Genomic DNA, 14,955 nt, shown 5'->3' with positions numbered 1-14,955 from the left:
GACCCCCACGCGAGCCGGAGGCACGACGGCGTCCGGCCGCGCGGCCCCGCTCGGGCAGACCCTGGCGGCGCGGCCCCGGCCGGGCGCCCGGAGTCCCGACGCCCGGGGTGCCCCGGATACCCTCCCGCCATGGGCACCTATCGGGTGATGCGACAGGACGACAACGGCAACCGCTTCCTGGTCGCCAAGGACCTGGACGGCGCCGAGGCGCAGCGGCTGGCCGCCGAGTTCGAGGCCCGCGGCCACAAGCAGCTGTACTGGGTCGAAGCCGCCGAAGCCGCCGGAGCCGCCGGAGCGTCGGCGCCGTCCGAAGTAGCGGAGGCGCCCGAAGCGCCATAGGCACCCCAGCGCCCGAGGGCCGGAACGGCGCACCCCAAGTGCCCGAGGCCGTAGGGTCGGGCCCATGGACGTCACGCACGCCGCACACCCCACGGACCGGCCCGCCGACGGCCCCGCCGAACCCCGGATCGTGGTCGGCGGCGCGCTGGTCCACGACGGCCGGGTGCTGGCGGCCCGGCGCAGCGCGCCCGAGGCGGTGGCCGGCCGCTGGGAGTTCCCCGGCGGGAAGGCCGAGCCCGGCGAGACCGAGGCGCAGGCGCTGGAGCGCGAGTTGCTGGAGGAACTGGGCGTCCGGGCGCGGGCGCTCACCCGGCTGCCCGGCGCGTGGGCCGTGCGCCCCGGCCTGGAGCTGCGCTTCTGGGCCGCCGAGCTGCTGTCCGGCGAACCGCGCGCCCTGCAGGACCACGACGCGCTGCGCTGGCTGGGCCCGGACGAGCTGGACGCGGTCGACTGGATCGATCACGACCGGGACGTGCTGCCGTACGTCGCCCGGCTGCTCACCGGGACGGGGACAGGGACAGGGACAGAGACGGGGACGGGGACGCGGGCGGAGGCCGGGACGGGCGCGGCGGGCGACGCGCAGTCCGCCGGGTAGGTCAATCGGACAAGACGACCCGGCGGCCGGGATAGCCTGGGTTCTGCTGGGTATGTCGCTTTTCGGCACTATTCGTCACCATCGGTGAGCCGCTCCCAGCCGGCGACGCCGATCCCGACCAGAGCCGGAGGCCCCGTCGGTGTCGAGTACCGGGAACGGTGGCGGGGGAGAGTGGCGGGCAGGAGCCGCAGGCAGCGCCGCCGCCCGCGCCCGACTGCGTCGCGCCGCCCGTCCGACCGCGCCCCAGCCGTCGGGCGGCCGCCGCCGCGGCACCGTCACCGCGCCCGACGCCGAGCGGCCCGCCGAGCCGGCGCCGACCCTGGCCCTCCCCGAGCCCGGGGACCGGTCCGGACTGCGCAGCCGCCCCGGCCGGCCGTTCCCCGGCGGTCCGGGCGACGCTCCGAGGAGCCTCGGCGCGCCGTCCGAGGGCGGCCTGCTCGACATGCTCAAGGTCGCCATCGCGATCCTCGACACCGCGGGCCGGGTGGTGCTCTGGAGCCCCGCCGCCGAGGAACTGCTCGGCTGGCCGAACGAGCTGCTGGTCGGCCGCCGGATCGACGAGCTGATCCCCGACCAGGAGCAGGTCGTCCGGATCCGGGCCGCGATCCAGGACACCCTGCGGCACGGCCGTTGGGCCGGCTACGCGGAGCTGCGCGACCGCGACGGCGCGCCGGTCGCCGTGGAGGTCCGGATCTCCCTCCTGGTGGACGGCGACGGCACCCCGTTCCTGCAGGTCAGCATGGCGGAGGCGGCCGCGGTACGGGCCGTCGAGCGGGATCTCGCGGTGCGTGACGCGCTGTTCGAGCAGTCCCCGCTGGGCATCGCCATCCTGGACACCGACCTGCGCTACACCGCCGTCAACCAGACCCTCGCCGAGATGAACGGCATCGTCCTGGAGGACCACGTCGGCCGGACCACCGGCGAGACCCTGCCCGAGCGGGCCGCCGACGAGATCACCGCCATCCAGCGCCAGGTGCTGGCCACCGGCGAGCCGGTCATCGACGTGACCCTGGCCTCCCCGGTCACCACCCGGGCCGGCTACCGCTCGATCTCCTACAGCCGGATGACCGACCGCTCCGGCCGGGTGCTCGGCATCTCCGGCACCGTGATGGACGTGACCGAGCGTTACCGGGCGGTCGCCAAGGTCGAGCACGCCCGGCGCCGGCTCTCGCTGCTCAACGAGTTCGGCTCCCGGGTCGGTGACCTGCTGGACGCCTCCCGGATCGCCCAGGAGCTGGCCGGCGCGGTGGTCCCGCGGCTGACCGACCACTCGGCGGTGATCCTGCTCCAGGCCGTCGCGCACGGTGACGACCTGCCCCGGCACGGCCACGACCGGCGCACCTCGCTGCTCCAGCTCGGCACCGCCTCCGTCCAGGACGGCCCCGAGGTCGACGTGATGCTGCGCCGCGGCGCCCGGATCACCTTCGCCGAGGACTCCGCCTGCGGCCGGGTGCTGCGCACCGGCGTGCCCGAACTGCTCTCCGGCGCCGACCAGCTGGACGACGTCACCTACCCCGGCGACCCGAAGATGCAGGCCGGCCGGGACCTCGGTGTGCACTCGATGCTGGTCGTCCCGCTGCGCGCCCGCGGCATCGTGATCGGCCTGCTGCTGGTCAGCCGGGCCGGCTACCGCGAGGGCTTCGACCGGGACGACCTGGCCTTCACCGTCGAGCTCGCCGACCGGGCCGGCAGCTCACTGGACAACGCCCGCCTCTACGCCCGCGAGCGCACCGCCGCGCTCACCCTCCAGCGCACCCTGCTCCCGCAGCAGGTCCCCCAGCCCACCGGCGTCGAGGTCGCCTACCGGTACGTGCCCGGCAGCAGCGGCACCGAGGTCGGCGGCGACTGGTTCGACGTCATCCCGCTGCCCGGCGACCGCACCGCGCTGGTGGTCGGCGACGTGATGGGCCACGGCCTGCGGGCCGCCGCCACCATGGGCCGGCTGCGCACCGCCGTCCGGGTGCTGGCGGCCCTCGACCTGCCACCGGACGTCCTGCTGCGGCACGTCCACGAACTGGCCGACGACCTCGCCCAGGGCCCGGACGAGGCGCTGCTCGCCACCTGCGTCTACGCGGTCTTCGACCCGGCGACGGCCCGGCTGACCGTCGCCAAGGCCGGGCACATCCCGCCGGTGCTGGTGGTGCCGGGCCGGGAGACCGAGGAGCCGACCCGCACCGGCGGCCCGCTGCCGGGCGGTGCCGGCCGGATCCTCGACCTGCCCTCCGGCGCCCCGCTGGGCGTGGGCGGAGTCCCGTTCGAATCGGTCGAACTGAAGATCCCCGAGGGCAGCCTCCTCGCGCTGTGCACCGACGGCCTGGTGGAGTCCCGGGACAAGGACCTGGACGTCGGCCTCGGCCGGCTGATCACCGTCCTCCAGGAGCCGTACGCCTCCATCCAGGCCGCCTGCGAGGCGGTCCTCGACACCATGGAGCAGGGCCGCGAGCCGGATGACGTCGCCCTGCTGCTGGCCCGGCTGGGGCACGGCCAGGCCGGCACCCCGACGGCCGGCTGGACCCTGCCGGCCGAGCCCACCGCCGTCTCCCGGGCCCGCCGGCTGGTCCGCTCCGCGCTCGCCGAGTGGGGCGTCGAGGCGCTCACCGACACCGTCGAGCTGCTGGTCAGCGAGCTGGTCACGAACGCCGTCCGGTACGCCAGCGCCCCCATCGGGGTACGGCTCACGCTCGGCGAGACGCTGCTGGTGGAGATCTCCGACCCGCTGCCCGACCCGCCCCGGGAACGGCACGCGGCCGAGGCCGACGAGGGCGGCCGGGGCCTGGAGCTGGTCCGCCGACTGGCGCTGCACTGGGGTGCCCGGGCCGAGGGCATCGGCAAGGTGGTCTGGTTCGAGCAGGCGCTGCCGGGTAATGAGCCCGACGAGTCGTGACTCGATCGAACACCGGAACGAACGCCAGGGAGCGGTGCCGCATATGCCATCGGGAGCCCGGGGGGAGCGCGCGCCCCGGAAGGGGGCGCGAGCGTGGCATTGTGGTTGCGCGGGCGGTAGGACAAAAACCTTCGCCCGATCTGATGTTGTGATGTTGAGGGCGTGTGAACGTACCCCTCGATGATGAATACTCGGTCTTCTCGACATCCGGACGGTCGCGGGTTGGAGGGGTCGGTCCGTTGAACAGCACTCCGGCGCGGAACGCGCCGAGCAGCAGCGGTCATGCCGCTGTGCCCGGGCAGGCCGGCTCGTGGCACCTGCCAGTACCGGCGGCCCCGCCGGGCGGAGACCTCGCGAGCCGCGGCGCCCACCCCGTCGCCGAAGCCCGCCCCTGGGGCGCCGGCGACCCCGGCACGATCTACGACTACATCCGGGTCGCGACCTTCGCGATCGGCCCGGACGGGCGGATCAGCCAATGGAGCGAGCGCGCCGCCGAGTTCTTCGGCATCCCGGCCGTCGAGGCGGTCGGCTCCGACCCGATCACCACCTTCGTCCCCCGCGAGCTCTGGCAGCGCGGCCGCGCCCGGCTGGAGCGCACGCTGGCCGGCGAGGAGTGGGTCGGCACCACCCCCTACCGGGACGCCGACGGCGGCGAGGGCCTCGCCGAGCTCTACCTGATGCCCGACAGCGCCCTGCCCACCGCGGGCGCCACCTGTCTGGCCGTCGACCTCGGGCGGCTGCGCCGGATCGAGACCGACCTCGCCGCCTCCGAGGCCGTCTTCGGGCAGACCCCCACCGGCTTCGTGCTGTTCGACGACCGGCTGCGCCTGCAGCGGGTCAACGACGCCTTCGCCTCCGGCATGGGCCTGGTCCCCACCGACCTGGAGGGCCTCACCCCGCACGACCTCTTCCCGCCGTCCGAGGCCGACCGGCTCTCCGCGGCCCTGCGCAAGGTGCTCGCCACCGGCGAGCCCGTCTTCGACCTCCGCTTCCACGGCGCCGTCCCGACCCGCGAGGGCAACCGGCTCTGGGCCGTCTCGCTGTACCGCCTGAACGGCGTCGTCGGGCAGCCGATGGGCGTGGCCGGGCAGGTCTCCGACGTCACCAGCCGGCACGTGGCCGAGCGCGAGGCCGACGGCGTGCGCCGCAACCTCGCCCTGCTCAACGAGGCCAGCGCGCACATCGGCTCCACGCTCGACCTGGAGACCACCGCCAAGGAACTGCTGGACGTCGTCGTCCCGCCGTTCTGCGACCTCGCCACCGTCGACCTCTACACCGCGCTGCTCTCCGGCGAGACCGTCCCCAGCGCCGGCCGGCTCGGCGACACCGTGCTCACCGACGGCAGTGGCGAACTGCGCCGGGTCGCCGTCTCCAGCGTCATCGGCGGCGCCTCCTCGGTGCTCGGCTCGGTCACCGGCCTGCCGATCGCCGAGGCCGGCGGCACCCTCTGCTACCCGCGCCGCTCCCCGCACGCCCGGGCGCTGCGCACCGGCCGCAGCGTCGTCCCTGAGCCCGGCCGCGACCCACTGCTGCGCTCCACCCTGATCGTCCCGCTGGTCGCCCGCGACCAGGTGCTCGGCCTCGTCCAGCTCTCCCGCGCCATCGGCAGCGAGCCGTTCGACGCCCGCGACGTCGCGATCGCCGAGGAACTCGTCGCCCGGGCCGCCGTCTGCATCGACAACGCCCGGCTCTACCGCCGCGAGCACGAGCGCGCGCTGATCCTCCAGCGCAGCCTGCTGCCCCCGGGCAACCCGGCCGCCAGCGGCCTGGAGATCGCCTGCCGCTACCTGCCCAGCAACAACAACACCGAGGTCGGCGGCGACTGGTTCGACGTCATCCCGCTGCCCGGCAACCGCACCGCGCTGGTCATCGGCGATGTGATGGGCCGCGGCCTGCGCGCCGCCGTCGCCATGGGCCAACTGCGCACCGCCGTCCGCACCCTGGCCATGCTCGACCTCGACCCCGCCGAGGTGCTCACCGCCCTCGACGAGATCGCCCGCGGCCTCGGCGACGACTCCGTGCCGGCCGGCCCGCCCACCCCGTACGGGCGGCTCACCTCGACGGCCGACGAGGAGGCCCGCGAGGTCTACCTGGCCACCTGCGTCTACGCGGTCTACGACGCCGTCACCCGCCGCTGCCTGATCGCCAACGCCGGCCACCTCCCGCCGGTGCTGCTCAGCCCCGGTGAGGGCTCCCGGATGCTGGACGTGCCGCCCGGCCTGCCGCTCGGCGTCGGCGGCGAACCCTTCGAGGAGGTCGAGTTCGACCTCCCGGACGGCGCCGTGCTCGGCCTCTACACCGACGGCCTGGTGGAGAGCCGCAAGCACCAGCTGGACGAGGGACTGCGGGCCTTCCGCGCGGCGCTCTCGGTCGAGGGCAAGGCCCTGGAGGACCTCTGCGACCACGTGCTCGGCGAGCTCAACCCGCACCACGGCGAGGACGACATCGCGCTGCTGATGGCGAAGGTGCACGCCTTCCCCGAGGACGCCGTGGGCAACTGGTTCCTGCCGCCCGAGCCCACCTCCGTCGCCAAGGCCCGCGAGCTGGCCTGCAGCTGGCTGCTGGCCCGCGGGCTGGACGAGCTGGTCGACACCACCGAGCTGCTGGTCAGCGAGCTGGTCACCAACGCGCTCAAGCACGGACGCGGTGAGATCCGGCTGCGGCTGCTGCGCGAACGCGGCCTGGTCTGCGAGGTCTGGGACGACGGCTACGCCCAGCCCCGCCAGCGGCGCGCCCAGGAGACCGACGAGGGCGGGCGCGGCCTGCAGCTGGTCAGCCTGCTGGCGGAGCGCTGGGGCAGCCGGCGCACGCCGAAGGGCAAGATCGTCTGGTTCGAGCTGGCGCTGTAGCCGATCGCGCCGGGCCGGGCCCGGCAGGGCCGCAGGGGGCGGTCCGAACGGGGCCGATCCGTACCGGACTGGTCCGAAAGGGTGCAGTCGCCCCCGGCCCGCCGTGTCGGCGCCGGCCGGGCCGCGCGGGCGGCGTTCGATGGCCGCCATGCGCGTCCGCCAGCTCCCCGCCGCAGCCGCCGCGCTGCTGCTCGCCGCCGGTCTCGGCGGCTGTTCCGACGACCCCGCCCCCGTTCGCACCCCCGCCCCCGCGCCCGCCTCGGCCGACCCCACCACGGCCACCGGGGACGTCCGGCCCGCGGACCGCACCGCCGTCCGGGACGGCGGCACACTGCGCTGGGCGGTGGACGGCGTCCCGGCCACGCTGAACGTCTACCAGGGCGCGGCGACCGCCGACTCGGCGCTGCTCGCCCACGCGCTGTACCCCTCGCTGTTCCGGCCCGACGAACACGGCCGGCTCGTGCCCGACCCGGACTACCTGGAGGGCGCGGAGTCCACCCCGCCGGGGCAGCTGCCGCAGGTGGTCACCTACCGGCTCAACCCGCACGCCGTCTGGAGCGACGGCACCCCGCTGTCGGCCGCGGACCTCGCCGCCCAGCGGGCCGCCCTCTCCGGTCTGGACCCGGCCTACCGGGGCGGGCACCCGGCCGGGTACGACGCGGTCGACTCGGTGGCCCAGGGCACCGACCCGCACGAGGTGCGGGTCACCTTCCGGCAGCCGTACGCCGAGTGGCGCTCGCTGTTCGGGCCGCTCTACCCGGCGGCCGAGACGGGCACGCCGACCGCCTTCGACCGGGCGCTGACCGGCGGCCGCCCGAGCGCCGGGCCGTACACCCTCGCCCGCTACGACGCCGCGGGCGGACTGGTCACCCTGACCCGCAACCCGCTCTGGTGGGGCGACGTGCCGAAGACCGACCGGATCGACTTCCTCGCCGTGCCGCCCGAGCAGCGGCTGGACGCGCTCGACCAGGACCGGCTGGACATCGCCCCGCTCACCGCGGCGGTGGACCGGGCGGTGCCGGCGGCCCCGGCGGCCACCTCGACGACGGCGCCGCCCGCGGCCGCACCCCCGGCGGCCGCACCCGAGACCGCGGCACCCGAGGCGGCGGCACTGGCGCTGCGCCGGGCCGCGTCGCTGCCCGGCGTCACCGTGCACCGGGCGGCCGCGGCCTCGCTCACCCAGCTCACCGTCAACGCCGCCCGCGGCCCGCTCACCGACCAGGCCGTGCGGCGCGCCCTCGGCCGGGCCGTCGACCGGCGGAGGATCGCCGACGCCGCGCTCACCCCGCTCGGCCTGCCCGCAGCGCCGCTCGGCAGCCACCTCCTCGCCGGGGACCAGGAGGGCTACCGGGACAACAGCGCGGCGGCCGGCCCGGCGGACGCGGCCCGGCTGCTGGACGGGGCGGGCTGGAAGCGGCCCGGAGGCCGGGGCACCCGGACCAAGGACGGGAAGGAGCTCGCCCTCACCCTGCTCGTCCCGGCCGGTTCGGCGACCGCCAGGCGCACCGCCGACGCGCTCACCGCCGATCTCGCGGAGTCCGGGATCGCGCTGAAACCGGTGACCGCGCCCGCCGAGACCTTCGTCCGGGACCACCTGGCCCCCGGGGACTACGACCTCGCGCTCTTCTCCTGGCCGGCCGGCCCCAGCCCGGCGAGCGAACAGCGCCCCGCCTACGCCAAGCCCCGGCCCGACCCCGACGGCGCGCTCGCCGCCGGCACCAACTACGGCCGCAGCGGCACCGAGGAGATCGACCGGCTGTTCGACCGGGCCTCCTCCGAACTGGACCCGGCGGCCCGGCTGGACCTGCTCCAGGAGGCGGACGTACGGATCTGGCAGCTCGGGCACTCGGTGCCGCTCTACCAGCGCCCGGAGCTGGTCGGAGTCCGCTCGGACATCGCGGGCGCGGGAGCCTTCGGCTTCGGCTGGCCCCGCTTCCAGGACGTGGGACGGACCCGGCCCTCCTGAGCACGGCCCCCTGAGCACGGCCGCCGGCACCCGGGCGCCGGCAGGCGTTCCACGCCGGCGATCCGGGCACCCGGGAGCCGGTGGGGGAGCGGGAACCAGTGGAACGTCGGGTGAAGAGCGTGTGGCCGAGCTGTGATCTTGATCCCGCCCGACCTGCTCGTTTCCGCCCACCTGGGCCCTTCCCCGTACGATAGGAGGAAGCCGAGGCATGTCCTTTGCCCGGCGGGTGGACCGGTAGTAGCAGGCGGAACGGGCGGCGGCGATCGACAGGGATCGCAAGTGCGCGTCACGCAGCCGGGCGCCGCAACCCACGATTCCGGGAGAATCCGCAAGGCATGCCCACGCGCAACGACATCCGTAACGTCGCCATCGTCGCCCACGTCGACCACGGCAAGACCACGCTGGTCGACGCCATGCTGAAGCAGGCCGGCGCCTTCGCCGCCCACCAGCAGCTCGACGACCGCATGATGGACTCGAACGACCTGGAGCGCGAGAAGGGCATCACCATTCTCGCGAAGAACACCGCGGTCAAGTACCACCCGAAGGACGGTGGCGCGCCGATCACCATCAACATCATCGACACCCCGGGCCACGCCGACTTCGGTGGCGAGGTCGAGCGCGGTCTGTCGATGGTGGACGCCGTCGTCCTGCTGGTCGACGCCTCCGAGGGCCCGCTGCCGCAGACCCGCTTCGTGCTGCGCAAGGCGCTCACCGCGCGGCTGCCCGTCATCCTCTGCATCAACAAGACGGACCGCCCGGACTCCCGGATCGACGAGGTCATCAACGAGACCTACGACCTGTTCCTGGACCTGGACGCGGACGAGGACCAGATCGAGTTCCCGATCGTCTACGCCTGTGCCCGTGACGGCGTCGCCTCGCTGACCAAGCCGGAGAACGGCACCGTCCCGGCCGACAGCACCAGCCTGGAGCCGTTCTTCTCCACCCTGCTGGAGCACGTCCCGGCCCCGAGCTACGACGCGGACGCGCCGCTCCAGGCCCACGTCACCAACCTGGACGCCGACAACTTCCTCGGCCGCATCGCGCTGCTGCGCGTCGAGCAGGGCGAGCTGCGCAAGGGCCAGACCGTGGCCTGGATCAAGCGCGACGGCTCCATCTCGAACGTCCGCATCTCCGAGCTGCTGATGACCGAGGCGCTCACCCGCAAGCCGGCCGAGGTGGCGGGCCCGGGCGACATCTGCGCCGTCGCCGGCATCTCCGAGATCATGATCGGTGAGACCCTCGCCGACCCGGAGAACCCGGTCGCGCTGCCGCTGATCACGGTGGACGAGCCGGCCATCTCGATGACCATCGGCACCAACACCTCGCCGCTGGTCGGTCGTGGCGGCAGCGGCAAGGGCGCGGACGCGAAGTCCGGCGCCAAGGTGGACCGCAAGGTCACCGCCCGCCAGGTGAAGGACCGCCTGGACCGCGAGCTGATCGGTAACGTCTCGCTGCGCGTCCTGGACACCGAGCGTCCGGACGCCTGGGAGGTGCAGGGCCGCGGTGAGCTGGCGCTGGCCATCCTGATCGAGACCATGCGCCGCGAGGGCTTCGAGCTGACCGTCGGCAAGCCGCAGGTGGTCACCAAGGAGGTCAACGGCAAGACCCACGAGCCGGTCGAGCGCCTCACCGTGGACGTGCCGGAGGAGCACATGGGCGCGGTCACGCAGCTCATGGGCATCCGCAAGGGCCGGATGGACAACATGTCCAACCACGGCTCGGGCTGGGTCCGGATGGAGTTCGTCGTGCCGTCCCGCGGCCTGATCGGCTTCCGGACCGAGTTCCTGACCAACACCCGCGGCACCGGCATCGCGCACTCGATCCACGAAGGCCACGAGCCGTGGTTCGGCCAGCTGACCACCCGCAACAACGGCTCCCTGGTCGCCGACCGGGCCGGCGTGGTGACCGCCTTCGCGATGACCAACCTGCAGGAGCGCGGCGTGCTCTTCTGCGAGCCGGGCACCGAGGTGTACGAGGGCATGATCGTCGGCGAGAACTCGCGCGCCGACGACATGGACGTCAACATCACCAAGGAGAAGAAGCTCACCAACATGCGTTCCTCGAACGCTGACGTGGCCGAGTCGATCGTCCCGCCGCGCAAGCTCTCGCTGGAGCAGTCGCTGGAGTTCTGCCGCGAGGACGAGTGCATCGAGGTGACCCCGGAGACGGTTCGCATCCGTAAGGTCGTCCTGGACCAGAAGGACCGCGGACGCACTGCCTCGCGCGCCAAGAAGGCGTGATCCGGACGCACTGAACGGCCATTGGCCGGAATGATTCGCCCCCCTTTCCGATGGAGAGGGGGGCGAACTTTTTCAACTACTCCAAGTTGTCGGGGCCGCTATTAACGGAATAGCGCTCATCACATCGGGGTGTCCGCTGAGCGGACACGACGGTTCGTCATGCATGACGACTGTCCGTTTGGTACCTGTCTGGCTATGTCTCAAATGTCCGGTTTTCGAAACTTACCGACTGTTCATGTGACCTAATTGAGATCGTCACTGGTCACTTTCGTGTCCGTGCGTGACGGATAGTGGGTGCAGTCAGGCTCGGGTCAAGGGTGAACGCGCAGGGGTGCGCGCCGAAACCACGAGCGCGGACGGCACGGCGGGTCCGGTGACAACCGTTCCGCAGTGCTCTCCTCGTTGCAACGTCGAATTCAGGAGGCACACCGATGCGTGGTGGGAGCCAGGCCAAGTGGGTTGTCGCAGCTGTTGCGGTCGCCCTTGCCGCGACTGCTTGTAGCAGCAGCAACTCCTCCAGCGGGGGCAGCTCCGATGGTGCGGTCAACGCCCAGGGCGTCTTCAGCTACCAGAGCGGCGAGCCGCAGCGTCCGCTGCAGCCGGCGAACGCCATGGAGAACCAGGGCGGCCGTATCGTCAAGCAGCTCTTCATGGGCCTCGTCGACTACGACCCCGCGACCGGTGCCCTGCGCAACCAGGTGGCCGACAAGATCGAGACCACCGACGCCCAGAACTACACCGTCACGCTGAAGTCCGGCTGGACCTTCCACGACGGTACGCCGGTCACCGCCCAGTCCTTCGTCAAGTCCTGGAACTGGTCGGCCAACCCGGCCAACAACCAGATCAACTCGGACTGGTTCTCGGACATCGCCGGCTACGACGCCGTCCACCCGGACAAGGACAAGGGCGCCCCGACCGCCACCGAGATGTCCGGTCTCAAGGTCGTCGACGACACCCACTTCACCATCCAGCTGAGCAGCCCGGTCTCGTACTTCACGTACAAGCTCGGCTACTCCGCCTTCTACCCGCTGCCCGAGGGCTTCTTCGCGGACCCGAAGGGCTACGGCGAGAAGCCGGTCGGCAACGGCCCCTACAAGTTCGTCTCGTGGGAGCACAACAAGGCCATCACGCTGGCCGCGTACGACAAGTACACGGGCACCAACAAGGCGAAGAACGGCGGCATCGTCTTCCGCAACTACACCTCCGGTGAAGCTGCGTACAAGGACCTGATGTCCGACACGCTGGACGTCCTGGACCAGGTCGACTCGACCGACCTCCCGAAGTACAAGGACGACCTGGGCAAGCGCGCGGTCGACCAGGCGCAGGGCGCCATCCAGAACATCTCGTTCGCGCTGTACAACGCGGACTGGAGCGCCCCGGAGAAGGCCAAGGTCCGCCAGGGCCTGTCGATGGCCATCGACCGTGACACCATCACCAAGACCGTGCTGAACAGCAGCCGTCAGCCCGCCGACTCGTTCGTGGCGCCCGGCGTCATGGGCTACAAGGCCGGCTCCTGCGGCGACGCCTGCAAGTACAACCCGGAGAAGGCCAAGCAGCTCATCCAGGAGGGTGGCGGCGTCCCGGGCGGCAAGATCACCATCCTGTACAACTCCGACGGTGGTCACAAGGAGTGGGTGGACGCGGTCTGCAACTCGATCCGCCAGGCGACCGGCGTCGAGTGCCTCGGTGACCCGAAGCCGGACTTCAAGACCTCGCGCGACATCATCACCAAGAAGACCGTCCCGAGCATGATGCGTACCGGCTGGGTGCAGGACTACCCGCTGAACGCCAACTTCCTCCGTGACGTCTACGGCACCGGTGCCGCCGCGAACGACGCCGGCTACTCCAACCCGGAGTTCGACAACCTGTCGAAGCAGGCCGACGCCGCCACCTCGGTCGAGAAGACCGCGGACCTGTACCAGCAGGCCGAGGCCGTCCTGGCCAAGGACATGCCGGCGATCCCGCTCTGGTACTACAAGACCAACTCCGGCTACTCGAACAACGTCCAGAACGTGAAGTTCGACTCCTTCGGCAACCCGGTTTACACCGACGTCGAGGTCAAGAAGAAGTAATCGGTCGGCACCGCCTGACCCGGTGACAACGGCCGGTGCCCGTCCCATCCCCACAAGGGCAGGACTGGCACCGGCCGTTGGCACGCCGACTTATCTCTGGCCGGGTTGACGGGCCCGGCAGAGTCATACATGGAGGCACGATGGGGCGCTTTGTCGCGAGGCGACTGCTCCAGATGATCCCGGTGTTTCTCGGAACGACCGCGCTCATCTTTTTCATGGTGCATTTGCTGCCCGGTGATCCGCTGGCAGCGCTGTGGGGCGACAAGGCGCCGGACCCGGTGCAGCTCGCCGCGCTGAGGCACCAGCAGGGCTTCGACAAGCCGCTTGTCCAGCAGTACCTCGACTACATGGGGAAGCTGTTCACCGGCGACTTCGGCACGGCCCTGGACGGCCGACCGGTGATCGACAAGATCACCGAGGCGCTGCCGGTCACCATCCGGCTGGCGCTGTTCGCGTTCGTCATCGAGATCGTCCTGGGCGTCACCATCGGCCTCTTCAGCGGTCTCCGCCGCGGCAAGGCCTTCGACAAGGGCACCCTGGTCTTCACCCTGCTGCTGATCTCGATCCCGGTCCCGGTGCTGGGCTTCGTCTTCCAGACGGTCTTCGGGCAGAACCTGAAGTGGGTCACCCCGACCGTCCAGGACAGCAACGACATCACCCAGCTGGTGCTGCCGGCCCTGGTGCTCGGCTCACTGTCGCTGGCCTACGTCGCGCGCCTCACCCGTACCTCCATAGCCGAGAACATCAAGGCCGACTACGTCCGCACCGCGGTGGCCAAGGGCCTGCCGCGCCGGAAGGTGATCGGCACCCACCTGCTCCGCAACTCGATGATCCCGGTGGTCACCTTCCTCGGTACCGACCTCGGCGCCCTGATGGGCGGCGCGATCGTCACCGAGGGCATCTTCAACGTCAAGGGTGTCGGCAACGCGCTCTTCCACGCGATCAACATGAAGGAGGGCGCGACGGTCTCCGGCTTCGTGGCCTTCCTGGTGCTCGTGTACCTGGCCGCCGGACTGATCGTCGACCTGCTTTACGCGGTCCTGGACCCGAGGATCCGTTATGCCTGACCTGACCGACAAGAAGACGGCCGAGGAGATCCCGGCCCAGCGCACCGCCCCCGCGGCCGCCAAGCCGGAGAAGGCCCGCAGCCTCGGCTCCGACGCCTGGCACGACCTGCGCCGCAAGCCGATCTTCGTGATCTCCGCGCTGCTGATCCTGCTGCTGGTCGTCATCGCCATCGCCCCGGGCCTGTTCACCTCGGTGGACCCGCGCGCCGGTGACCTGCGCCTGCACTACCTGACGAAGCCGAACTACAGCCACTTCTTCCAGGCGGACTGGTTCGGCTACGACCTCCAGGGCCGCAGCATCTACGCCCGCGTCATCTACGGCGCCCGCGCCTCGGTCGTGGTCGGCATCTGCGTCACCGCCGGTGTGACCATCGTCGGCGGCCTGACCGGTATGCTCGCCGGCTACTTCGGCGGCTGGGCCGACACCATCATCTCGCGCGTCACCGACATCTTCTTCGGCATCCCGCTGCTGCTCGGCGCCCTGGTGATCCTGAACGCCTTCACCTCGCGCACCGTCTGGAGCGTGGTCTTCGCCCTGGTCGCCCTCGGCTGGACCCAGATGACCCGCGTCATGCGCGGTTCGGTGATCACGGTCAAGCAGGCCGACTTCGTGACCGCCGCCAAGGCGCTCGGTGCCGGCACCGGCCGGATCCTGTTCAAGCACATCCTGCCGAACGCGATCGCCCCGGTGATCGTCGTCGCGACGATCTCCCTCGGCGGCTACATCGCGACCGAGGCGACGCTGAGCTTCCTCGGCATCGGTCTGCAGGACCCGACCATCTCCTGGGGCATCGACATCAACTCGGCCCAGAAGGTGATCCGTACGGCGCCGTTCGCCCTGTTCTTCCCCGCCGGCATGCTGAGCCTGACCGTGCTGGCCTTCATCATGCTCGGCGACGCGGTGCGCGACGCCCTCGACCCGAAGCTCCGCTGAGAGAAGAGG

9 protein-coding genes are annotated in these 14,955 nt (G+C 72.0%); all 9 read left to right on the top strand.

The features are described from left to right. The first annotated feature begins 129 nt into the window (after nucleotides 1-129). The 9 genes from AB0Q99_RS08510 to AB0Q99_RS08470 all read left to right on the top strand — a co-directional run bounded on the left by AB0Q99_RS08510 (nucleotide 130) and on the right by AB0Q99_RS08470 (nucleotide 14,946). Nucleotides 130-339, top strand: coding sequence for an SPOR domain-containing protein (locus AB0Q99_RS08510; RefSeq protein ID WP_363569543.1), 210 nt, complete (start codon nucleotides 130-132; stop codon nucleotides 337-339). Nucleotides 340-403: 64 nt separating this feature from the next. Continuing rightward, nucleotides 404-934: an NUDIX domain-containing protein gene (locus tag AB0Q99_RS08505; protein WP_363569542.1), complete on the top strand. Its 531-nt coding sequence runs from the start codon at nucleotides 404-406 to the stop codon at nucleotides 932-934. Between the two features lie 139 nt (nucleotides 935-1,073). Then, entirely contained in the window at nucleotides 1,074-3,818 is a 2,745-nt protein-coding gene (locus AB0Q99_RS08500; protein ID WP_363569541.1) for a SpoIIE family protein phosphatase, read from the top strand. Between the two features lie 416 nt (nucleotides 3,819-4,234). Continuing rightward, nucleotides 4,235-6,667: a SpoIIE family protein phosphatase gene (locus tag AB0Q99_RS08495; RefSeq protein WP_363569642.1), complete on the top strand. Its 2,433-nt coding sequence runs from the start codon at nucleotides 4,235-4,237 to the stop codon at nucleotides 6,665-6,667. 148 nt (nucleotides 6,668-6,815) lie between these two features. Beyond that, nucleotides 6,816-8,633, top strand: a complete 1,818-nt coding sequence (locus AB0Q99_RS08490) for an ABC transporter family substrate-binding protein (protein WP_363569540.1) — start codon at nucleotides 6,816-6,818, stop codon at nucleotides 8,631-8,633. Between the two features lie 335 nt (nucleotides 8,634-8,968). Next, the gene (typA, locus tag AB0Q99_RS08485) at nucleotides 8,969-10,873 is read left to right on the top strand and encodes a translational GTPase TypA (RefSeq protein WP_363569539.1); all 1,905 of its coding nucleotides are present in this window, start codon (nucleotides 8,969-8,971) and stop codon (nucleotides 10,871-10,873) included. Between the two features lie 431 nt (nucleotides 10,874-11,304). Next, nucleotides 11,305-12,945 (top strand): ABC transporter substrate-binding protein, encoded by a 1,641-nt coding sequence (locus AB0Q99_RS08480; RefSeq protein WP_363569538.1) that lies wholly within the window; start codon nucleotides 11,305-11,307, stop codon nucleotides 12,943-12,945. 140 nt (nucleotides 12,946-13,085) lie between these two features. Beyond that, nucleotides 13,086-14,012 (top strand): ABC transporter permease, encoded by a 927-nt coding sequence (locus tag AB0Q99_RS08475; RefSeq protein WP_363569537.1) that lies wholly within the window; start codon nucleotides 13,086-13,088, stop codon nucleotides 14,010-14,012. After that, nucleotides 14,005-14,946 carry an ABC transporter permease gene (locus AB0Q99_RS08470; protein WP_363569536.1) on the top strand — a complete coding sequence of 314 codons (942 nt, stop codon included), beginning with the start codon at nucleotides 14,005-14,007 and terminating at the stop codon, nucleotides 14,944-14,946. Before AB0Q99_RS08475 ends, AB0Q99_RS08470 begins: the two co-directional genes overlap by 8 nt. Nucleotides 14,947-14,955: the final 9 nt, after the last annotated feature.

The organism is Kitasatospora sp. NPDC086791 (assembly GCF_040685975.1).
Classification (GTDB): Bacteria; Actinomycetota; Actinomycetes; order Streptomycetales; family Streptomycetaceae; genus Kitasatospora.
This window is presented reverse-complemented; position numbering and strand designations above follow the sequence as displayed.